Source organism: Rothia sp. 27098_8_27 (genome assembly GCF_041432805.1).
GTDB lineage: Bacteria > Actinomycetota > Actinomycetes > Actinomycetales > Micrococcaceae > Rothia > Rothia mucilaginosa.
Genome location: NZ_JAPWAJ010000009.1, coordinates 18,690 through 42,720, shown reverse-complemented (window position 1 = coordinate 42,720; position 24,031 = coordinate 18,690). Strand labels below are relative to the sequence as shown.

Here is a 24,031-nt window from a genome sequence, read left to right as displayed (position 1 = left end):
TCAGGCCCTGCAGGAGGCCGCGTAGCGGCTAGTATTTAATGCGTCCAAGTTTCGGGGCGCAGTTCACTCTCGGCTGCGGGGGCTTTCCTGTGCTTGGTTCTCGGGGTTGATGCGGTGCTACATATCGACGTCAGCGAGGCCAGTGACCTTCTCCCGGCCCCTGAAATAAGGAATGGTCATATAGCCATTGTCCAGCTTATCTACCTGAGCTACATCAGTGGGATTATTCATGTCAGGCCAACGTTCTTGCTCAATCCTGAACCGTACGATTGCCATGAGCCGGTAATTCTTGTGAGTCAGGGGACCAAAAGCAGCAATCTGCTCACCTGATCGGGTGTAAAACCCCACCGTATCCTGGTCTTCAACATTCAGCGTTTCGTAATACACGACGCTGTCTATCGCATTAATGGGATAGCGGGTCGGGTTGGCTGACCAGACGCGCTGCTCAATACCCTCGGGGGAGAACTTCACGTAAGCGACAAAAACATAGCGGGCATAAAGATAGCAGAAAAATAAAAAAATAGTAATTGCTACATTCAACCAGATATTCACATTTTCACTTTGAATATTCGCTATAACAGAAAGACAAGGGAACACCGGAATGAATAGACAGAGTAACGTCTCAGCGCGAGTTACTCGCTTAATGTAAATTCCCTGTGCTTCTTTTTTCTTATCTTGGCGTCGATTAATCTCATACCTAATAATGATGTAGACAACAGAGATAAAGGACAGCACGAAAATAATTCCGGAGAAAATAATCAGGAAAATACGCATGGTGGGTTCTCGTTTCGTGTGGTTGGTGAATGGGGTTCGGTGTTTGGGTCTATCGTATCGGCTGCCGTGCGGCGCTACATCTTGATATCCGCTAGGCCGGTGATTTTGTTGCGTCGTCTGTACAGCTTCCTGAACAGGGGTCGGGTCCACTCGAGGCTATCCCACGTATCAACATACGCCAGATCCTGCGAGTCCCGCAGGTCAGGCCAGCGCTCAAACTCGAGCCGGAACCGTACGATTGCCAGCAGTCGGTGGTTCCTTCCAACGGGGTCTAGCTTGGCGATTTGCTTGCCTTTCTTGGTGTAGAAGGTGGCGCTGTCGGTCGCTTCCCCATCCCAATCCTCCACCTCCGCCGTACCTTGGAAGTAGAAAACCTGGTCGATAGCCCTAATCGGGTAGGGGGTCACGGTAGCGAACGGTGAGAGCTTCTGCTCCACAGTGTCGGGCGTGATTTTCGTGTACACCAGGTGAACGTGCAGAAGGTGGTAGAGGAAGACCAGCAGCAGGATGAACATCAGGAGGTTGAAGAGGATGCCGAGCTCTGCCTGCGTGTAGAGGTAGAACGCGAAGAAACCTGCCGGGAGTATAGGTGTGAGAAGGCTTATGAGTGCTTCACGGCGGGGCACGCGCGTAATGTAGATGCCTTCGTCGCGTAGCTGCCTGTCCTGGCGCAGGTGCCTATTATGCAGGACAACGACAATGATGGCGCCGATGATTGATGCGAGGGTGCAGGTGCCCCAGAGCAGAAGGAAAAAGGTGTGCATGATGCGTGCTCCTCTTTCGCGGTGGTGGTGGTGTTCGCGCCGGTTGTGGCTCTTCGGATGCAGGGGGTAGCCGGCGCTTATTGGGAGGGTTACATGTGGACGTCGGCAAGGCCAGTAACCTTCCCCAAATTTTCAAAGTAGCGCATCGTCTTCCCGGCACAATCCAAACGGTCCACCTGCGCCACATCATCCGGGTTGTCCATGTCAGGCCAACGTTCGTTCTCAATCCTGAACCGTACAATCGCCAGAAGTCGGTAATTTTTATGAGGCATCGGGCTAAACAGGGCAATCTGGGTGCCTGACTTGGCGTAGAACCCCACCATGTCATCGTCTTCATAATTCGATGCCTTGTAGAACACGACGCGGTTGATCGCGTTGAAGGGGTAGCGGGTCGGGTTGGAGAACCAGATACGTTGCTCGATGCCCTCGGCGGAGGTCTTCACGTAGGCGACATGCACATAGCGCAAGTATGCGGCAAATGGTACTGATACTAACAAGGCCGTTATGTCAATCGTTATCCTTGCTGATTCAGGGTCAAAAAATATATGACCTGCAAACATAAGGCACGGAAAAACGGGGGTAAATATCGTCATGAGAGCTTCGAGCCGCGTAACCCGTCGGATATAAATACCCTCACGTAGCCGTTGCTTATCTTTCCAGCGCTGCACCTCGTAATTGATGATGACGTAAAACGTCGCAACTGTTGTGAACGTAGCAAAGATACCCCAGAAGATAATCAGGAAAGTGCGCATGGCGGGTTCTCGTTTCGTGTGGTTGGTGAATAGGAAGGGTATGCACCCCACCCAAATTAGGCGGCGGTGCCTACGTGCTGAGGATACCAGCGCATGAGCCCCGAAAGCCCCGGGGTAGCACGGGGGTGAGCCGCGCATCCCCGGGAGCTTTCAGCCCGCAAACCGGGGGCTACATATCGACGTCAGCAAGACCCGAAATCTCTTGATTATTCATGAAATACGGAATGACTTCATAACGGTTATCCAGCTGGTTCACCTTATCCACGTCAGCCGGATTATCCAGGTCAGGCCAGCGACCATACTCAATCCTGAACCGAGTAATGACCAAGAGATAGTACTCATCATAATTCGGGTTCAACGGGTTAATACGTGCACGCGACTTAGTGAGGAACCACATCCGGCTTGGGGTATCTTCATCCTTGGACTCGCTATAAACAACGCTATCAATCGCGCCGATGGGGCAGATCCTCGACCCGCGAACGGGGGTGTGCATATTAATACCCTCAGAAGAAATCTTCATGTACGTGGCGTTGACGTGCCACAGGTAGAACAAGAGGAAAGCAGTCATGAAGATGTAAATACCCTCTGCATAGGGGTTAGTCTCGGGGCCATTGAGCGACAAAAAATAGCGGATAATCGGGAAGCCCGGGATAAAGACAATAACGTACACCAGTAGCGCTCGCAGACGACTAATGTAGATGCCTTCACGCTTCTTCTTCTCGTCGCGGCGTCGATTGATGATGTAAGCGGCAAGGGTAAAAATCGTGAAAATAGTTGTGATGATGGAGCATACGCCCCAAAAGGTAATAGCAGATTCTTGAGACATCATTTTAGCTATTCGCTCCTTCAATCAGGTAGGAGTTGGTAATGGTAGTGGAGTGCGCATCAAGGATGCGCTGCAGGTGCTCTGGGGCATACTTGTGGCCAGGTACATGGCGCCTCCAGAAGATATGGTTGAGGGGCGCTCGCAGGCACGGCGGCTACCGCGTGAACGAACGCCCCCTCCATCAGCGACGGCTAATCATGGAACCAAATAAACCGGTTTACTTATCCATCTCGTAGACCCAGCCGCCAGCATTGCAGTAACGCTTGCCGTCCTTCTCAATGATGTAGTAGCCGGGCTCGTGGTTCTCGCACTTCTGGATAACCTCGCGGGCCTCTCGGTTAGACTTTTCAAGGTTCGCGGCACGAATCTGGAAGAAAGCAAATGTAGCAATGTACGCCACCAGAACCAGGGCAAGAGCAGTAATAGCCATGCCCTTACCCTTGCCGGTGCCATTCTTGACCATGACCAGAGCAATCACCGCGAAAACAATGGTCGGGATGGTTAGGAACGAACCAATGACAAAGATGCCGGTCAGGGCGGAAATGATACCCAGGACCAGTGCGGTTACTGCCGCCCACTTCTTCTTTTTCGGTGCTTCGGCGGGTGCCTGCTGGGTGAATTGCGGCTGCTGCGGTGCGGCCGGCTGCGGGGTGTTTTCAGACATGAAAGTCCTCGTTTCGTATGTGGTTGGTGAATATCCGGAAGTGCACCACCTGCAGGTGGCGTACCTTTCCCAAGGATACTCTATGTGCATGAAAGCTCTGACAAGTAGAAATGTCGAGCACTTTGATGGTCTATGGGTTAGATGGCTAAAAAGTTAACTCGGCGCAAGGCTCGGGTGAAGACTGGGCGACCATTCACCGGCGGGTGGTGACGGCGCTCAGGTGAGTAACCGCTGGTATGCAGAAAGCCCCTGGGCTGAGAGATGGTCTCTCAGTCCAGGGGCTTTCTCTATGCGGTGCTACATATCAACGTCGGCGAGGCCGGTGACTTTCTCTTTTTCCCTGAAGTACGGGACTGTTTCAGGGCCACTATCTAGAGCATCCACTCGAGCAATATCACTCGGATTATTCATATCAGGCCAGCGGTCATTATCAATCCTGAACCGCACAATCGCCATCAGACGATAATTCTTGTGAATAATCGGGCAGAAGGCGGCAATGAGTTTTCCGGATTTACTGTAGAAAGACACAAGATCCTGGTCGTCTGTAGAGGTTGCCTCGTAGTATTCAATGCCGTCAATAGCATTAAAGGGATAGACGGTCGTGCGTGCTGACCACATGCGCTGCTCGACGCCTTCAGGGGAAATCTTCACATAGGCAATGTGTACGTACCAGGCATACATCATGAGCCCGATTGACAGAAATATCCCAAGGAGTTCATAAAAGGCACCTGGAGACCCCTCGTCTATAAGATGAGCAAAGAGATAGAGGCACGGGAATCCAGGGGTAAATATTGTTAGAAGAGCCTCTGCCTGATTGACTCGTCGGATGTACGCGCCTTGGCGGCGGCGCTCCATATCCTTCCATCGCTGAATCTCGTAATTGATGATGATGTAGAGCGTCCCGGTTACCGAGATGAAAGCCAGGATACCCCAGATAATAATCAGGAAAATGCGCATGGTGGGTTCTCGTTTCGTGTGGTTGGTGAATAGGAAGAGCACGTGCCCCACCCAAACTAGGCGGCGGCGCCTCCAGAAGATACGGTTGAGGGGCGCCCGCAGGTGCGGCGACTGCCGCACACGCGAACGCCCCCACCCGTCACATCATCGGTCAATAACCGAGACGGTCGGTCTACTTGTCGTCGTCTACAGGGTAGAGCCAGCCGCCGTATGCGCAGTAGCGCTTACCGTCCTTCTCGGTGTAGTAGGCGCCAACAAATTCCTTGCTCTCACACTTCTGGATTGCTTCCTGGGCTCGTTGCTTAAGCCTTGCATCCCTCTGAGCGCGCACATTGTTACCCAGAACGAAGGTGACCATCGCAACCGCTACCAGTACGAGCGAAATGATAGCCATGACCTTGCCCTTGCCGGTGCCGCGCTTGACCATGACCAGGGCAATAATTGCGAAAATAACGGTCGGGATTGCGGTAAATGCGCCCAGGATAATGAAGCCGGTCAGGGCGGAGATAATGCCCAGGACTAGTGCGGTTACTGCCGCCCACTTCTTCTTTTTCGGTGCTTCGACGGGTGCGCCGTGGGCAGGCTGTGCGGCGGGTGCCTGCTGGATGAATTGCGGCTGCTGCGGTGCAGCCGGCTGCGGGGTGTTTTCAGACATGAAAGTCCTCATTTCGTATGTGGTTGGTGAATATCCGGAAGCGCACCACCCGAAGGTGGCGTACCTTTCCCAAGGATACCGTAGCGAGAGAAAACCCTTGATGAGAGTAGATAAATGTATATGCACGCACTGCTGTGCAATGTCTACTATGAGAAATTTTTCTCACAACAGGGCGCAGAGGGTGCGCTTTGCCGCGAAATAGTGTAATGTTCGAAGTGGTGCAAAGCACTAACGGTGCGTATTTGATATTCGCGTATCTAATGCACATCTTCCGGCAACTCAACGACGAAAGAGGAACATCGTGTCCGATCGCGTACTCTCATCGCAGGCAGCCAAGGATGCCATTACTGCTCTCCAGAACATCATCAATGGCGGTCTGCAGAACGAAATCAACAACCTCAACCAGCAGGGTAACCAGCTGAAGGACCCCAACAACTGGGACGGCCCCCTGGCTGAGCGTTTCCGCAATGACACCTGGCCCAGCGTAGAAAACACCCTGCGTAACCTGACTCAGGAACTGACCGACCTGCGCGAGCAGCTCAACCAGATTTCTACCGATATCTTCCAGGCAGGTGGCGGCTCCTAAGCCTTCCCTGGTAAACGCCGTTTACCGCCCCGCCCCCCGGCTACGGGGCGGTGAGCGGTAGGCGGCGTTTTCTGCTAATTGGCTTGAGTACACGTTATTCCCAGGCATGGCAGCATGCCTGCTTAGACTTGTTTAATCACCACACTTCCGTACTAACCACACCGAAAGACAACAGAGCATGAATCTGAATACTGAAGAAGTCAAGTACGATGATGCTACGTCGGATGCCCTTGCTGGCGCTTGTCGCACCGTTGCACAGAATATTGACAGTGCACTACCCCCTCTTAAGAACTCGCTGACGACTGCTTTGGAGGACTTCGTAGGTCACTACGCCGATATTGCGGCGGCAAATATTGATACCACCATTAGCGATGGTCGTGATATCGCCAATGTCTTCCGCCAGCTGGCTGATGTGGTGGACCGTCTTAAAGAGGCCGCCCAAAAAGAAAAACGAAACCGTGAACTCATGCGTGAGTACGAGAAGAAATATGACGATAACTGGGGCGGTTTCCGCAAGTGGTGGGATAGTATTTTTGGAGAAGGGGCCCCGAGTCCCGAGTCGTACATTCCGGATACTACGATTGACACCACTTCCCCAGGCCAGCGTGAGAGCACTGGGACTCGTTCGGGGGGCATGACTGTTTCTTCGGCGCGACCTTCGACCGTGCGTGCTCTCTCTAATACTTTGGCAAACCTTGGTACTAGCTTTGATGCTGAGCCGGGTAAGCTCCGCAGTCTTGCTTCTGAGTTTGCGGCTAAGTGCCAGTGGGGAACCATTGATGCTGAAAATCTTATTAGCACGTTTGAAGCGTGGAATAAGTCGAACGCTAATGATAAGACTTGGCTGGGTATCGTAGCCGATACCTTTGAGCAGTACGGTAGCTCGGGTCAGATTATTACCGTTGCCAATTCGACTCTGGAAGGTGCAATCAGCGCAGCCGGTGTTAGCACTGAACGTCACGAGTTGAAAGTTCCGGCCCCTGCTGTTGTGGGTAAGTCTACTACCAGCGGTTATGTGAATGACCCCGTGAATGTTGCAACCGGTAACTTCATTGAAGAAGAGACCGATATGGCATTCTCGGGTGCGGTTTCTGCTTGCTCTGTAACTCGTATGTACAACAGTGTGGCTGTGTTCGGTCAGCACGCTGTATCCGGTGTGTTCGGTGCTGGTTGGTCCTCAAATATTGAGAGCCGTGTGCAGCTGAATGCTGAGAATGCTGTCTGGACGATGGCTGACGGTCGTGAGGTTACCTTCGACCGAATGATTCGTGAGGACGGCACCCACGGCTATGCTCGTGCTCCCCGTGAAGCATGGTGGCTTGAAGAACTACCCCTCACCCAGCTGATGGGTGAAGAGGGTTCTATTGCTGACCCCTCCCTGCGCTATATTTTGCACGCTACGGGCTATGAAGCTTCGTCCCTGCTGCGTATCTCCGACAACTCTGGAACTCAGCACATTTTTAGCCTCACCGGTGTTTACCTGGGTATGAGCGCTGGAGCAGGTACTGCTGTCGCGTACCTGCGCGATGAAGAGGGTCGTGTCGGTGCTATCGTGCATCAGCGCGGTGCACGTATCGACGTGGAGTACACCGAGGACGGCCTTGTCGGCGCTATCCATTCTTCTCGCGGCCAGTCGGTGTGTTATGAGTACGTCACTCTTGATGGTCGTACCCATCTGTGCGCTGTGCACGGTGACGCCGGTACCCGCCGTTATGAACATGACGCTGCCGGTCTGATTCACCGTGTGGTAGCTAGTGCCGGCACTGTTGAGGTGACGAACTACTACGACCCGACCGGCCGCATTACCGAACAGGACACCGAATACGGTCGTCGTGTTCGCTACCGCTATCTGCCGAACGGCATTACTGACGTTGCGAATGAGGATGCCTCCTACACGAACCTGTGGATTAGTGACCAGTACGCACGCCTGACCGCTATTGTTGATGCGGAAGGTGGGCGTAGTAGCTATGCCTACGATGACTTTGGCAACCGTGTGAGTGTGGTAGACCGCGATGGTTCTCGCATTACCCGCTACAGCGATGAGCGCGGCCGTATTATTCGTGAGGTCACCGATGAGGGCGCTGAAACCCTCTTTGCTTATGACGAGCAAGACCGCGTAGTCTCCGTGGCAATGAGCGCTATTGAGACGGATCCGCGCGCTCGCCGTGCCGCCCGTTTGGCTCGCCGTGCCCGCCTGGAGGCTGAGGCTCAGGGCAACACCCTCGATGAGGCTACTTCGGGGCAGGAGTCTGCCCAGAGCCCTGCCGTAAGCCCCATGACTACGGTGACTTACGAGTACGCCAACGATTTTGAGCGTAACCCTTCTTCCATGACCGACGGCAACGGTCATGTGACCCGTTTTGAGTGGGCTGACGGCCTGCTACAGCGTGTGGTGAGCCCTGAGGGTGTTACTGTCTCCTTGGAGTATGACGATTTTGGTCTGTTGACCGGTATTCGTAACGCTGAGCAGCAGCTGACCCGTTGTGAGTACTCTGCTGCGGGCCACCTGGTGAAGATTGTTTCTGCTCTTGGGCTGGAGACTGAGTTCACCTATGATTCTGCCGGTCACATGGTGTGCCGTCAGGATCCGGATGGTTCCCGCTGGCGTTTTGAGTACGCTGCTGGCGGTCGCCTGGTGGCATCGGTGGATCCCGCTGGTGCCCGTACCGAGTACGAGTACGGTCCGAGCGGTGACATTGTTGCCGTGGTCGACCCGCTGGGCCGCCGTATGGAGCGTTCCTTTGATACGAACGGCAATATTGACCGCATTACCCTGCCGGGTGGCGCGCAGTTCAACTACGCCTACGATGGTTTAATGCGCCTGGTCCGCACCATTGACCCCGCCGGTGGCGTGTGGACTCGCGAGTATGATGCCGCAAGCACCCTGACCGCGTTGATTGACCCGACCGGCGTGAGTGTACGTACTTCCGTCGATTCCTCGCGCAAGACCTTCACCACTAACGATGGTGTTGACCGCGTGCGTATCTCGTGTGACCACCTGGGCCGCCCGGTACGCAGCGAGGTTCTCTCTGAGGATTCTGGCCCGCAGGTTAGTGCAGATGCTGACGACCCGACTGTCTCTACGATGGTTTATGACGGCGCGGGTAACCCCGTGCAGGTACTGGACGCTGAGGGCGGTCTGAGCCGCTACGAGTACAACGGCTCGAACCAGATGGTGCGCATGATTTCCCCCGCGGGTCGTGCGACCGAGTACAGCTACGATGTGTGCGGTCGACTGGCTGCAACCTATGAGGCTGCCGGTACTCCTGAGCAGTCCGTGACTCGCTACGAGTACGACGCTGATTCCCGTCTGATTCGCCAGGTGTACGGTGACGGCTCTGAGGCGCGCGTTCGCTATGATGCATGCGGTCGTGTGCTGTCCATTACCGGTTCCGGTGTGGCTTCTCCGGTGTTCTACACCTGGGATTCTTGTGGCCGCGTGAAGAGCATTCGCGATAACAAGTGGGGTACTCGTTCGTTCACTTATGATGCCGCTTCTCAGGTGGTTGCGGTGACTAATGGTGCTGGTGGCGTGACCCATTACCGTTATGACGAGGCGGGTAACGTTATCTCCGTGATGGACCCTGCCGGTCGTATTACCAGCTACGAGTATGACCTGATGGGCAATGTTCTGGCGGCAACCAATCCGCTGGGTGTGCGCACTACCTCTACCTATGATGCTGCCGGTCGTCTGCTGACCAGCACTGACGGTAATGGTGCTGTACATTCCTTCGGTTATGACCGTGACGGTGTTCCCTGCTCCCATTCGGTGAATGGCTCTCTGTTGTACCGTATGGAGCGTGATTCTGCGCGCCGTACGATGACGACTTATGATCACGCGGGCGTTGATGCGTTTGGTGCTCCCGTAGTGACGGTTGAGTCTTATGACCGTTTGGGTCGTCTGGTTCGTCAGCGCCGTGAGTTTGGTGCTCAGATTCCGGAGTCTTTCCGCACCGCGTACATGGACGAGACTGGCGGCTATGAGCTGTCCTACGATTACGATGCTGATGGTCTGCGTACTGAGTTTGTGCACCCTCTGGGTTCGAGCGCTTATGTGTATGATGCTGCTGGCCGCATGGTCAAGCAGACTGACATTACCGCGTACCGTCTGGATGGAACCGCCGTTACCTCTGAGTCTCGCGTGGAGTCTTCTTTCGAGTACAACGCGGTAGATGCGCTGGTGCGTGCGCAGGTGTCTGATTTGGCGGGTACTTGGGTTCGTGAGTTTGGTTACCGTGGTGCGCACATGACCTCTGTGACCGAGCAGCCCGCTGAGGCAGACTCTTCTGAGGCTCTGCACACTGAGATTATTCGTGATGATTTGGGTCGTATTAGCGGTGTGGATTCGCCTGCTGGTCTGGTCATGTACACCTACACTGACGCGCAGATGCTCTCTTCTGCCGTTCGCGGTACTGAGACTCTGCGTTGGACCTATGATGCTGCTGGCGCGCTGGTGTGTGTTGAGTACTTTGATAGCGCCCAGCCGCAGAATGCTTGGGTGAAGGTGCTGGTCACTGATGAGGGTGCCCGCGTTCGTGCAGTATGCGTCTACGGCGTGCAGGATGAGGCGAAGTCTGGCTCCCAGTCGGCTGAGTTTGCCTCTGCTGTTGAGGACGCTCAGGCGTGGCTTCCGCAGTGCCCGGAGTCCGTGGAACTTGAGGGCGTCACTTTGGTGCCGGTTTCGACGAGCGTGTTCTCGTATGACGGTAATGATTCGCGTCTTCTGCAGGTTTCTTCGGATGGTTCCGGCTCGTCCCTGACCTATGGTGCGGCCGGGTTCGTGAACTCGGTGGCGTCGTGGGGCTCTGCTGAGGATTCGGCTGTGTCCTTCTCCCTGCTGTGTGCTTCTACTGATGGTCGTGTGCTTGCCGCCGGTGGTGCGCCTGCTGGTGCACCTGAATTTGGCGTACCCTCAACCGGCGCTCGTACTAATGCTGGTTCTGTGGCTGGTTTTGATGCTTCGGTGATGCACCCGCTGGTGTGGGATGAGAATTCGTTTGTTCCGCGTGTGCTGGGTGTGGCTGGCTCGTCGATGCCTTCTGTGGGTTCGTTGGTTCCTGGTGCTGGTTCTGGTGCCGGTCTGTTGGACCCGTACGGTTGGGCTTCTTTGGGTGTTGTGGCGCCTGCTGTGCCTTCTGCTCAGGGCGCTTCTGCTACTGGTGGTGTACCTGTGTTGCCGGATTCGCTGGTTGGTGTGTCTGCGGCTTCGGGCGTGGTGCTGGGTTCTTCTGGTTTTGAGGTGTTGGGTGCCCGCGTGGTGGATTCGCGTGTGGCTCGTTTTACTGCGCCTGATCCTTTGGTTGCGCCTGTGGGTGCTGGTTGGGGTGCTGATCCGTTCTCGCTGGTGGGTGGTAACCCGGTTTCTTTGGTGGATCCGTGGGGTTTGTCGCCGGTGTCGGTGGAGGAGTTCGAGAAACAGAAGGCTGTTGCCGCCTCTGTAAGGAATGTCTTGGAGTACGTGGCTGGCGGTGCCATGGTTATTGCTGGTGCTGTGATTGGTGCTGTTGGTGCTGGTTTGGGTCCTCTGGGCGGTGCAGTACTTGGTGCCGCATCAGGTGCTTTAATGGGTGCTGGCATGTCGGTGCTCGAGCAGAAAGTTAAGGGTGAGCCAGTAGATTGGTCAAAGGCTGGTATGGAAGCTGCTAAGGGAGCTGTCAGCGGTGCTGTCGCTGGTGCCGTTACCGGCGGTTTGGCTAGCTTGAAAAAAATTGCTGATACTGCATCAAAGATGACAAAGCTAGAGAAAGCTGCTGAAGCTGCTAAGGCTACTAGGAACGCCAAGAAGGCTGCTGAAGCAGGTGCTCTTGCGTCGAAATGGCATAAGGTAAAGACTGCTGTAGCTACGCAAAGCAGGAACCTGGGTGCTGGTATGAAGGAATCAAAGATTGCAGAAGATATGGTGAGAGAGACGCTGTCCGGCGGTGCTAATAACGTGACGGCATATTACCAGGATGATACTGTGAAGGATAAGAATTTGGCAGGTGCTGTCGGAATGTTTATTTCTGGTGCTGCAGCTTCTGCAGTTGGTGCCAATATTAGTGGATCTATTAAGAGCCGTATGCGGGTTTCGGGGTATAGTGGAGATATAGCTCGAGTGGGTGCCCGAGGTCGTGCTACGGATGTGGCATATGGTGCCATCGCGGATACGATCGGTGGTCTTGGTAAGAATTCACTTCAGTACTATACTGATAATACCCTCTTGGGTAAGCCTTTGGAAGAAAAAGAGTATCGGAAAAAACTCATTGTAGGCGCTATTAAAGATTCTTCAAAGTCTTCGATAAAGGGAACTGTGAAGATGGATGCAGATGTTGCTGGAAGATATCGAAATAGAATTGTTTATCCTATGTATCAGGCTGCAGAAGCGGCTCGGAATCCTGCAGGTGCGGTGGATAAATTACTTAGCAATATGTTTTTAAACAGTGTTGTTGTGAAAGCGATTAAATAATGTTCTCCTGGTTAAAAAAGAAGTTCAATCCAGAATTAAGATTTTTCATTAGTCTTGTTCTGGGCATGGGGTTATTGTTTACATATATACACTACACTGACCACTTCGAAGATAAAAATTGGTACGCCATATGTACTGTAAGCGTAGCTAAAATTGAAGCTATTGGAGGTCAGGCATCAAACTACACTGTATTCTCTCCCAGGGGTGTTTTTGAGACAAGTGAATGTGGTGTTGTTAAAATGTATGACGCTCCAGATGGCAAAACTATTCGGGAGTATGTTTCCCAAATTCAGGCGGGAAAGAAATATAAAATGTATAAAACATTAGATACAAGAAATGATACCGTGAATTTCAATACTATTCGCCTCGAGGAAATAAAAGAATAACCACCGTTCAGTCAATAAATCATCGTATAGAGAAAGCCCTTGGGCTTGAGAGATGACCTCTCAGCCCAGGGGCTTTCTGCATGCCGGTGGCAGCTAGCCTAGAGCGCCACCGTTAACGGGTGATAATCGCGAAGTCGCTACTGGACAGGTTCGTGAAATTACCAATCTGCGCATTCAGGCGGCACTTAGACGTCACCGACAGCGCCGTCACCACCCGCTGATCCTCAGACACCAACACATGCCCCGAACAACCATCCGAAAAACTAATCATCTGAGCATCCGGAGAAATCGCCTGAACCAGCGTCGAAAACTCACCCGTACGCGGCAAAACCATCAACGGATTCAACTCATCCGCACCACTGGGCCACACCGGAACCACCGTCACCGGCAAAACACTCTGATTCACCACACGAGAAGGAACCCGCAACTCAATCGACCGCAAACGCTGAATCGGGTACGCCGTCGAACGAACCTCCCTGTCAGAAATAGCCTTCGACGTCTCAGAATCAATACGGTTCACCCACTCCTCAAAAGCACGCGAATCCTTAAACTCAGCAGACACATTCGCCCGAACCTGCACCACACCATTAGCCGGGATGCTCACCCCAGACAGATTCCACGAACACGGAACATCCACCGCAGTCACACTCGACTGATTCTTCGCCACACCAGAAGACGCCTGACCGGCATCCCACGTCACCGAAGCACACGAACCACCCTCAACACCGGGAAGCACCTGCAAAATATCGCCCCGAAGAGCCGACTTCTGCGAGGAAAACTCAAACGTCAGGCGGGCGCTCTTATCCCGCGGGTTATACGTACCCTCAATACGGGTACCCAAACCACTCGGCAAAGACGCCGAACTACGGCTCGAAGCAGACCACGACTCAGCCGTCTTAGACGAACCCTTACCGCCGCTCAAACCCACAAAAGCGAGCACACCCACAAGAATCAAAGAACCCAGGATGGCGCCCCACACCAGCGGGCGGCGCAACGGCGAACGGGCAGGCTCCTCTTCCTCAACAACCTCATCAGGAACATATACCGGCTGCTCCACCACAAAAGGAGCGCGGATAACCGTCTCATTCTGCGCCTGACCCAGTGACGGCATACCCGCACCATACAGCTCCGTAACATTCTGCCCAGGCACCGCAGAAACCGCAGGCCCAGCACCGTGAACCACCGTAGGCGTGTACCCCACAGCACCCGAAGACACCTCAACCCAGCGAGGAAGCACCGTATCAGCCGCGAAACCCTCAGCCAAAAGACGCAGCTTAGCGGCAGCCTCAGCTGCCCCAGGACGCTGAACCGGGTTCTCCGCCAACATCCTGTGAAGAACCTCAGCAACCTCAGCCGGAATCTGCGGCGACACCTGCACCGCACCACCACGCGCCGGAAGAGGACGCGCCGCCACCAACAACTCATGAAGAGTCACCGCGCACGCATAAACATCAACCGCCGGAGTAGCCACACCATGCGCAGAACGCTCCGGAGCCATATACCCCGGAGTACCAGAAAACGAACGAGAAGCCCCCGAACCCGCAGAGCCAGTAAAAGAAGCAATACCGAAATCAGCAACACGAACCTGCTGATCCAGGGACTCCCCCAAAACACCGCTCAGCAGAACATTCTCCGGCTTAATATCCAGGTGCATCACGCCCTGACGGTGAGCAAACTCCACCGCATTCAGAACCTGCACCATCAGACTCAACGCCAAACGAACCGGCAGTGGACCCTCAGAATCCAGCTTCTGACGCAACGAACCGCCATGCTGAAACTCCATCACCAGAGCCAGCACGCCACCCTCAACCACCATGTCCGTTAACGGCACAATATGAGGATGCGACAGCGCCAATAACACCGAACGCTCACGCACAAAAGACTCAAGAACCACAGGATTCTCCGCAAGCTCCGGACGCAAAACCTTCGCCGCATACAGAGCCCACGAGCCGCTCATCGTAGCAGCCCACACCTCACCGACCGCACCAGAACCCACCCGGCGCACCAAACGATACGAAGAGCCAAGGGGAGCGCCCGCAACCAAGCCCCCCGCAGGCTGACCAGTAGCCTGCGGGGTAGGATGAGCATCACGACGCTCCGAGCCGGAGTACTGCGGCGAACCAGCAGGTACAGTCACGGGCTAACTCCTTAACATCAACTTCACAACAAGCAGGAAGACTCCCCAGACGGGGCGACCCCTACAGCAAAATAGCCGGTAAAGTTACACGATACCTCACCACACGCCAAACAAGCCCTACAGCCCGCCACGGTGCTGAGAATCCTCAGGGCTCATCAGCTGCACCAGAACCGGCGACCCGGCAAGGAACGCGTAGCCACGACCAACGCTCAGCTGAACCGGGGCGCGCCTCGGAATAGAACCGAACATGTCCATATCCGTATCAACATTCGGCTGAACCACAGCACCAGTACGGAACTTACGAATAGCCTTCGTCCAATGGCTATACAAAGGACGCAAATCAGTCGGCTTACCCGTAGCAATAATGTGAACGTCCGGGAAATCACCCTTCACAATCGCATCAAAAACGTTCATCGGGTCATCCACACGGTCACCATCATCAATCAGCAACAGCACCGGGCCCGCGGCATCCTGCAAAGCCGCCTGCACCTGAGCAGAAGCATTCTTGCTCTCAAACACCCGGTCAAAAACGCCCTCCGGCGCATTCACCAGACCGGAACGCTGATCAAATACAGCCCAAACCTCCGGAACCTCAGCGGCATCCATGCGTGCGTTCTCCGCCGCGGTAGCGTCACCAGATGCCAACGCGGCAGACACCGCCTGCTCCGCCGCTGCCCTCGCCCGAGCAACCAGACGAGCAAACGCAACCAGCAGAGAAGACTTACCCGAACGCGGATTACCCGCAACCATGGCGTGCTCACCCTCATACAGCTCAAAAGCGCACGCCTCCAACGTAGCCTCCGCAATACCCACAGGGATACGCCACAGGCTCGGAGAAAACTCGGCAGCAGGCATGCTCTCCCACGAAACCCACGACGGCAGCTGACCAATCACATCACGCTTAGCAGGAGCCTGCGGGAAACGCTCACGAACCATAGAGACAGCCTCCTCCACGCCAACAGCGGGAGTAGCCACCTGCATCTGACGCAGACGCTTCGGATCAACACAACGGCCGGGAACCGCAGCCGGAACATTCGTACCGCGAATACCATGCGAGGAATAATCGTGAATATCGCTCAGCTGGAAGAACCACGTCTGCAACGAAGCATCAAGAATCTGCGAGGGAATATTCTTCGCGCGGCTCGTCGACACCACGCAGTGAATACCAACAGCAGGACCATCCGCATACACGCGGTAGAAATTTGCCAACAAGTCCATGCTCACAGCGTCAGAGAACTCATCACGCAGCGTCGCAAAACCATCCAAAACAATGAAAAGAGGCTTACGGCGTGACGCATCAGCGCGGCGAGCATCAAGCTCCGACTTCACAAAACGCAAGAAACGAGCCTGACGCTCCCTAGCGCCCTGACCGGTACCCACAGCAGACACAACATGCGGCAAAGAACCCAACGGCAACAAGCCATCAGCGCCCATATCCACTAGAACAATATCGATGTCCTCCGGCGAATAATGCTGAGCCAAACCCAGCACCACAGACTGAATCGTCGTGGTCGTACCACTACCGGCAACACCCACCAGCAGCAGGTTGCTCATCTCAATATTCCAGCCCATAGGCACCTGACGCTGCAGCTCAGGCTCATCACCCAAAGTGCACATCAGAACACCGTCCCGGACACCACCCACAGTGGGAAGATCCGGATCGGGGAAGCCACGCACACCAAAATCAGCCAAATCAACATACGAACCCAACGGCTCAGGCCACACCTTACGAGGAGCAACCGCACCACGAGCCGCATGAGCCGCCACAACAGCATCAATCAGCAAATCCAGGTCATTCGCATCACTCGACGACACCTTCGGGCGCGCACGCTCTGAACGAGGAATACCGATACTATCGGTCGCGCGAACCTCCAGAGAAGTCACCACCTCAGTGCCACTCTGACCCGTCACCAGGGCAGTCTGCACCGGCGAAATATCATTCTGGCCCAGCTTCACATAGGCGCGACCCATCTGCGAACGCGAAATCTCCGAAGCATCCGGAACACCAATCACGTTCGAAGAATCCTCACGGCTCTGCACACGCAACGCCACACGCAAGTTCGTATTCGCCAGAATATCGTCATTCACCACGCCAGCAGGACGCTGAGTCGCCAAAATCATGTGCACACCCAGGGTACGACCCACCGCACCAATACTCACCAGCGACGACAGGACATCAGGGAAGTCCTTCGCCAGCATCGCAAACTCGTCAATCACCAGCAGCAAGCGAGGCATCGGCTCCGGCGGGTTCGTCGCCAAATAATCCTTAATGTTGTCCACACCCTCGCCAGCAGCCGCAAACAGGCGCTGACGACGATCCATCTCCGCCTCCAACGACTCAATAGCGCGGTGCGCCAACTGAGCATCCAAGTTGCTCAAAGTACCAATCGTATGCGGCAGACGCTCACACGTCTTAAACGCCGCACCACCCTTAAAGTCAACCAGAATAAAGTTCAAACGGCTCGGATCATGGTGAGCAGCCAAACCCGCCACCAACGAACGCAAAAACTCACTCTTACCCGAACCAGTGGTACCACCCACCAGACCGTGAGGACCATCCTTCACCAAATCCAGCGTGAACGCGCCAGAGTCGCCCACACCAATCTCAGTACTGAAACCATTAGCCTGCGACCAAAACGCCTCAATATCCTCAGCACCCGGAGGTGTCGGCAAACCAACCAGCTCAGGCAGCTTTACCAGCTGCGGCAAACCGCCGCCCAGAAGCAGACGCTCAGGGTCCTCATGATGCGCCAAAGTACGCGCCACATGAAGAGCATCCTCAGCGCTCACACCGGCGAGCACACCGTCAGTGACCGTGTAACGGCGGCGAGGCTCCGAATAGGTCATAGAAGCCTCCTCACCAATCTCCACGACCGAAGTACACGACGCAGGAAGGCGATCAACAGAAGAAGCCAGCACAATACCGGCAACACGGCGAGCGCCCGCAGCAGCAGTCTTATTCGCCATCAGACGCACTTCATCGCCGTACGCCAAAAGGTCGCGTGCCGGCGACTCACGGCCCTCAGTGAGGGTATCCGAATCAACGACCACGCACAGGCCGCGGGTCGGAAGAGACTCAATGTCGTTGTATAGAGAGCGCAGCATCTGATCCGACTGCTCCTTACCAGAAGCAAACCAACGCATCTGCTGGTTCTGCGCCATATGCATGTGTGGAAGCCACGACGTCCACACCCAGTCCTGCGAGCGCGCCGAATCAGCACAGACCGCAATCGTCATATCAGCAGGACCCGTGTGGGTCGCCGCCTGCAGCACCAGGCTACGCGCCAGGGCAAGAGACTGCTTACGCGGACCCACAATACCGATAGCGCCACCCTCACGCAGGTCAGCAACCAGCGGGGCATCCCATAGGGTATTGTGCTCAAGAATATGCTGAACCTCAGGCTCAGGATTGCTCGGCTTCGTCAGCTCAGGAGCCCAATGAATATGCCCAGTACCCACATGGAAAGTCAACAGGTCAGGGCTGGTGCTCCGGCGGCGCCACAGCGTCATTGCAGGAAGAAGCGCCCGCAGCTGAACGGCATCCGGTGCCGGGGCAAGGTCGTGAAGACGCTCAATTTCCTCACGGTTACTCAGAGCGATACGTTCCTTGAACTTCTCCATTTCCTGCTCAAAACGCACACGCTCCTTCACCTTATCCTTAGCGTGACGACGTTTCTGCTCCACCCACATGCCAATACTCAGAATGGGGCTGAGCATCGCGAAAAGGGCGTAACGAATTTCCTGCATAATGGCGACCATTGCCGCCGCCATAATAATCGGACCCACTGCCATCGCAATATTGAACTTTGGCGGGTCAGAAACGTTCTTGCGGGTAGGTGCCTCCACCTTATCCGGGGCGCTCAACGCACCCTGACGCGGCGGACGGTTAAACGGCGCAGTACCCGATGCGCTCACATTCGGGGCGCTACCGGGGCGAGGCGCAGCCTTCTCCTGAGGAGCAGGCTGCAGAGTCAGAACACAATCCCCAACATGGATAGTGGTGCTCTCAGAAACAGTCAGACCCTCCTCAGGGATTTTCTGACCGTCCACAAAACTACCGTTCGTAGAACCCGGGTCAGTGATGCGCACCTTCTGAGTGTTTGTCGACTCATCATGAACCACCTGCAGGTGCAGATGCTCCCAGGACGCGCTCGCCGTGGGCAGCACAATATCGGCGTACGGGGAACGACCCGCCACCAGAGGACGCGAAGAAGGGATAGGGTGCGGCAGGGTAACCGTCGAGCCGCCGCTCAAGCAGACGCTCCAGCCCTGCACCAGGGAAGGGTAGGAGAGCGGTGCTCTAGAGATGCGCATACCCTCCATCGGCTTGACCTCCGCCAGAGTGGAGGATGCCGTCACCGGGCGGTTATCGCAATACAGCGGCTCGTCGGCAGGCAAGGAGGGACCACCGGTCGCCTGGATGAGATCAGCGATGGTCGTCTCAGGCTGCCAGGAGTCTAGTTCATAGCTCCCGTTATGCTCTTCAAGATCAAGGAAAAAGCGCATAAGGTGTTCTCCAAAATAGATAAATCGTGAGCCCCGCTGGTGGACGGACTAGAAGTAATACCCGAAAGCCGGGGTGTGATGGGCTGGCTCTGTACGGATTAGGCTTTGCTCGGAAAAGCTAGTCGCGAGATTCTGAGGTGAACGTGCGAAGCATCCACACCGGCGGATTCACCGCATCCGTTGAGGAAGACCCGCCCTGAATCATCGAAGTTTCCGCGGTCGGGTAAAGAAGACCCACTTGCCCGCCCGCAGCGTAGGAAGACGAAAAATCCAACGGATACGCGACCGTAGAATCTTTAGCGTCCAAACGAAGGGTTCCTAGAACCCGTCGAACCGCCTCGGGAGTGTATTCACGAACCTGGCTCGTGGCATACGCAAAAGCCAAAAGCGCGTTATGGGAGGGAGCATCCGCCCACGCTGCCGATTTCGAGAACGACTGTTCGCCTGACAAATCCTTGAGCGAAGAATCGTTCTTCATACGTTCCACAGTTGAGACAAACGCCGAAGAAGCACGACCGGCATCATCAGCACTCAACGCCGCAGCACGTGCCTGCACACGCCCCACAACGCGAATATTGTCAGTCAAGGAACCGCCGTTCTCCAGAAGAAGGCGCATAAAAGGCTCCGTCAAAGCTTCCTCACCCGCAATCACCGGAGAAGTAATACCCGCCCTCTGAAGAGAACGAAGCACCTTCGCCTGAGTCGACGCTGAACCCGTCAAAACCAGAACAGGAGAAGAGCCCGAAGACTTGTCCCCCAGAAGGCGCGTCAGCTCCTTGAGAGTGTCCTTCATGCTGTCTTCATCAGCAGAAACCTGAACGCGATTCGTATAGGGAAGGTCCGGCGCAGAGCCCTCACCCGCATCCAGCAGGATGGTGCGCACACCATCAAGCTGTTGCGAAGAACCCGTGCTAGATGCACCGGCAAGCGAACGAATAGCAGTCGTATAGACCTGCTTCTCCCGCTCAGGGTCCAGAGCAAAACTCCATACCCCATCGCCAGCATCTACCCGGTCATACGCCTCAATCACCGCAACATTGCGTTCCTTAGCAGCAGCCGTAGCACCCCGAAGATGCTCACCCCGAGAAGCAAGCACAATACCCAAAGCACCCTCAGAAGAGAGCTTCTCTACCGCCTCACGGGCACCCTGCTCCGTTCCCTTATCGTTCGCATAAAGAACCTTCACAGAAGAATTGCCCAAAGCCAGACGGTACTGCGCAACACGAGCACCCTGAGCATTCAGACGCCACGCAGACCCCTCAGCATCATCACCAAAAGTAGTAACAACACCAATAACAGGCTCACGACCAGACGCAGGAAGAGAAATAGCCTGCTGAACCGTCACCGCAGATGCAGGGTTCGTACCCGTACCAAGCGGCAAAGGCTGAGGAGTCACAGCGCGCACGCCATACCAGATCCCCACCACCGCAAGGCTAAACAGCACACACAGACTGACACACCACACCACGGTGCGCTGAGTGAGCCGCTTGCCGTCGCGGCGGTGAGGACCTGAATCAGAGCCCAAATGAGGGGAAAACCCCACGGCTAATCACCAATCTGGAAGGTGTACACCGTCTTCACCTCTGCACTGCCAGCATTCGACAGGTGGAAGGTCGGCAGCGAACGCAGACGCTGCAGGGACGCCTTGAACTGCGCCTGACGCTTCTGCAGAGCAGCAATATCCTCAGAACGGAGGTTCGTGTAACCCTGAGCATTCTGCATCGCCAAAGCAAGCTGGTAATCAGCCGCACCAGCCTTCGCGCTATTGCTCTTGAGCGCACCCAAGAGACCAGCACCCTCAGCGTTGCTATCGCCCAAATCGAGCATGAGCTTCGACAGGTCGTTATTCAGCTGAACGGATGCACCAGCCAAATCTCGGGTGGCGTTCTCAGCGCGGGTGCTCAGAGCCACCAGAGAACGCTCAGTCACCGAATCCAGAGACTGACGCAGACCCTCAATACGATCATTCATATCCTTGTGCTGAACCTCGATGGACTCACCAGCCACCTGAACCACAGTATTCGCGGTATCAGTAATGCCAGCAATCGAAGCGGAGAACGCCTCCTTAGCAGCCGAAGCGCTAGAAGAACCATCATTCGAAACCTTACGAATCTCCTCGCTAATCATGCCCGTCAGGCTCTCGCGAGTCTCATCGGCAGACTCCTTGAACGCTTCCTTAATAGCGGTGGAGAGGTCAGCCTGCATGTTCGTCATATCCTCAAGGTTCTTACCCAAAGCATTGACGGCATCCGAAGCTGAATGGATACGATCACGCAGAGAAACCTTAGCCTCATCAGTAGGCTCTTCCTTCTTCTCCGCGTCCTGGTTCTGCGCGTTTGCGGCATCGTTCAGGGTCTTCTCAACCTCGCCCAGGGCACCATCTACCGCGTTCACAGCATCGTTAAGGTCCTTGGCGTCGCGAGCCAGACCCTCCTTGGGGTCATCCATCGAAGTAGCGGCAAGAACCTCATCCCACGCAGCTACCGCGGCAGCAATACGCTGCTCCATCGGAGTACGTGCGGCAGGGGTGTTCGAAGTGTAGGTACGCTCATTCGCGTTCTCCACCGTAATGACGCGAGTATTACCTTCCGTGGCAGTAGGCTCGGCGGAAGGCGCCTCAGAAGAGGGAGCAGCGGAAGGAGCCTCAACCTTCTTCGACGGCTCCTCAGAAGGAGTTGCAGAAGCAGACTCAGACGGCGCAGGGCTAGGAGCCTCAGACGGCGCCTCAGAAGACGGGGAAGCAGACGGCGAAGCCGCGCCACCACAAGAAGAAGCCGTCAGGTATCCACGCAGATGCTCCACCTGCTCAGCAGACAGAGAACCGCCACGCTCAGTAGACAGAGCACAAAGCTGCTCCGCCAGTTCCTTATTCTGAGCGCTCATAGAACCAGAACCGTCCACCAGCTCCGCACGAGCAGAAGCCGCACGAGAATGAACGTTCTTGATGCTCTCAATCAGACGGCTCGACGTTTCCTTCATCTGATTCACGTTCTGACGAGCCGCACTAACCTTCTCACTCAAAGAACGCACAGCATCAGCATCAAGAGAAGACGGGTCCTTCTCCATCTGCGCAACAAGCTCATCCATCTGACGCTTCAACGCCGAATAGTTGTTGTTCGCACCCTTCAAATATTCCGGCTGCAGGTGATCCACAATCTTCTCACCGGTAGCAACCAGTGCAATCAGAGAGCTCTGCACCGTCACCGATGCACCGAACAGGGCGCAGGTCACCGAACCGTTAGAAGAACAAGTCTCAGCGGTCGGGTGTTCCGGGCCGACAATCTCACGAATCGAAGCCGTAAGATCCTGCTGGCAATCCGAACTTGCCTCCGCATACGCATTCAGAACAGCAGATAGCTGAACCAAATTACCGTACACGCTACGGCTACTCGCACCCTCCTCACGATGCACAACACAACGACCGCCGCTATGCGAAACAGACACATTGGGGCGCGCCGTCGTATCACCCAGCATCGAGTGAAGAGCAGCAACAGTACGCTCCAACTGAGAAATCAGCTGAGAATTATTAGTACGCGAAGCCTCAGAAAGATCCTTCTGCAGGCTCTCAATATTCGCCTGCAGACCCTGCATAGTCTTCGTCAATGATTCATTCTGAGTCTTCAGATGCTCGGCAGTGTCCTTACCCAAGGTCGCAGACGTATCATCCAGGCTCTGACGCACCTGAGCAACCTGCGAACTAGCGCTAGTCAACGTCGTATTAACCTCGTTGACCGTATCAATAGTGCGTTGCAGAAGCGCCACCTGAGACGCATCCTGAGAGGTGAAACCGTTAGTAATGATTCCCGCACCAGACAAATCAGAAGCAAAACCAGGCTGCACCGAAATGTTGAAGGTAGGCGCACTAAAATCCTTCGCCTTGACCTTCAACACAAAAGAAGAGGAACTAGCAGTCACCGGAGGCGCCGAAATAGCACCCCACTGAACAACCGCCTTACCTTCATCATTGGTGCTCACCACACCATTCGTCGACGAATCAGCCGCGTCAGGGGTCGTAATAACCTGAGTAGGAGAACCCGAAAGAACAGTAGAAGCAGCAATAGAGAACGGAGTACCAACCGGTGCGGGGCTAGTACGGCTAGTACCGGATGCATCATAGGTGACGTCCTCAGTCTTCACCGTCAGGTTCTCGACCGTAACCTTAATCGTGATTTCGCCGCTGTAGCCGTTCAAATCATTCAGGTTAGTGCCGCTACCGCGCTCAGTAGAATACTGCAGGCTCACACGCACAGGAAGGTCATTGACGACGTCCTTCGGCTTGAACTGTACGTTGCTCGAGGAGCTCGTACGATCCTTGTCATTAACGTAAATGTTGGTCGACTCAATCGACGAAACCTCGCCGTCACGACCCATCTGAATATTCACGTTCTGCAGAACATTAGTAGCGTTCTCTACCTGGCGGGGACTCTGAGAAGTAACAGTACCCTTATCGGAAGGGGCACTGTTATTGTTCGTGCCCGTGGAGCAAGAAGAGAAAATAAGTGCCGTCGTGACACCCAAAATCAAAGGGAAGCGGAGTAGACGCTGACGCGCTGTGGTGTGGTTGGTCATGATGATCTTT

At 55.0% G+C, this 24,031-nt stretch carries 14 protein-coding genes; 3 read left to right on the top strand and 11 right to left on the bottom strand.

Translation table 11 applies throughout. The features are described from left to right. Positions 1-117: 117 nt before the first annotated feature. From O3675_RS08695 to O3675_RS08665, 7 genes are all read right to left on the bottom strand, one after another. The gene (locus O3675_RS08695) at positions 118-774 is read right to left on the bottom strand and encodes a hypothetical protein (protein ID WP_371572076.1); all 657 of its coding nucleotides are present in this window, start codon (positions 772-774) and stop codon (positions 118-120) included. Between the two features lie 74 nt (positions 775-848). Beyond that, on the bottom strand, positions 849-1,538 hold the full coding sequence (locus O3675_RS08690; protein WP_371572074.1) for a hypothetical protein: 690 nt from the start codon (positions 1,536-1,538) through the stop codon (positions 849-851). An 89-nt stretch (positions 1,539-1,627) separates the two neighbouring features. After that, the gene (locus O3675_RS08685) at positions 1,628-2,290 is read right to left on the bottom strand and encodes a hypothetical protein (protein WP_371572072.1); all 663 of its coding nucleotides are present in this window, start codon (positions 2,288-2,290) and stop codon (positions 1,628-1,630) included. A gap of 169 nt (positions 2,291-2,459) precedes the next feature. Beyond that, complete coding sequence (locus O3675_RS08680) at positions 2,460-3,119, bottom strand: hypothetical protein (protein WP_294639573.1); 660 nt, start codon at positions 3,117-3,119, stop codon at positions 2,460-2,462. A 214-nt stretch (positions 3,120-3,333) separates the two neighbouring features. Beyond that, positions 3,334-3,780, bottom strand: coding sequence for a DUF4190 domain-containing protein (locus tag O3675_RS08675; protein ID WP_371572070.1), 447 nt, complete (start codon positions 3,778-3,780; stop codon positions 3,334-3,336). A 297-nt stretch (positions 3,781-4,077) separates the two neighbouring features. Continuing rightward, positions 4,078-4,737, bottom strand: a complete 660-nt coding sequence (locus O3675_RS08670) for a hypothetical protein (RefSeq protein WP_371572069.1) — start codon at positions 4,735-4,737, stop codon at positions 4,078-4,080. 172 nt (positions 4,738-4,909) lie between these two features. Next, positions 4,910-5,392: a DUF4190 domain-containing protein gene (locus O3675_RS08665; RefSeq protein ID WP_371572068.1), complete on the bottom strand. Its 483-nt coding sequence runs from the start codon at positions 5,390-5,392 to the stop codon at positions 4,910-4,912. Positions 5,393-5,693: 301 nt separating this feature from the next. Between O3675_RS08665 and O3675_RS08660 the strand changes: the two genes are divergently transcribed. From O3675_RS08660 to O3675_RS08650, 3 genes are all read left to right on the top strand, one after another. Further along, entirely contained in the window at positions 5,694-5,978 is a 285-nt protein-coding gene (locus O3675_RS08660; RefSeq protein ID WP_371572067.1) for a pyrophosphorylase, read from the top strand. Positions 5,979-6,156: 178 nt separating this feature from the next. Further along, a complete protein-coding gene (locus O3675_RS08655; protein WP_371572066.1) occupies positions 6,157-12,423 on the top strand; it encodes a DUF6531 domain-containing protein in 6,267 nt (2,088 codons plus the stop codon). Beyond that, on the top strand, positions 12,423-12,809 hold the full coding sequence (locus O3675_RS08650; RefSeq protein ID WP_371572065.1) for a hypothetical protein: 387 nt from the start codon (positions 12,423-12,425) through the stop codon (positions 12,807-12,809). The genes O3675_RS08655 and O3675_RS08650 overlap by 1 nt, the downstream gene beginning before the upstream one ends. Before the next feature lie 112 nt (positions 12,810-12,921). On the opposite strand, the gene O3675_RS08645 is transcribed toward O3675_RS08650, so the two are convergent. From O3675_RS08645 to O3675_RS08630, 4 genes are all read right to left on the bottom strand, one after another. After that, positions 12,922-14,946: a serine/threonine-protein kinase gene (locus tag O3675_RS08645; RefSeq protein WP_371572063.1), complete on the bottom strand. Its 2,025-nt coding sequence runs from the start codon at positions 14,944-14,946 to the stop codon at positions 12,922-12,924. A gap of 117 nt (positions 14,947-15,063) precedes the next feature. Next, positions 15,064-19,452: an FtsK/SpoIIIE domain-containing protein gene (locus tag O3675_RS08640; protein WP_371572061.1), complete on the bottom strand. Its 4,389-nt coding sequence runs from the start codon at positions 19,450-19,452 to the stop codon at positions 15,064-15,066. 118 nt (positions 19,453-19,570) lie between these two features. Further along, on the bottom strand, positions 19,571-20,848 hold the full coding sequence (locus O3675_RS08635) for a molecular chaperone Hsp90 (RefSeq protein ID WP_246823847.1): 1,278 nt from the start codon (positions 20,846-20,848) through the stop codon (positions 19,571-19,573). 149 nt (positions 20,849-20,997) lie between these two features. Next, a complete protein-coding gene (locus O3675_RS08630; protein WP_371572059.1) occupies positions 20,998-24,021 on the bottom strand; it encodes a chitinase in 3,024 nt (1,007 codons plus the stop codon). Between the last annotated feature and the right edge of the window lie 10 nt (positions 24,022-24,031).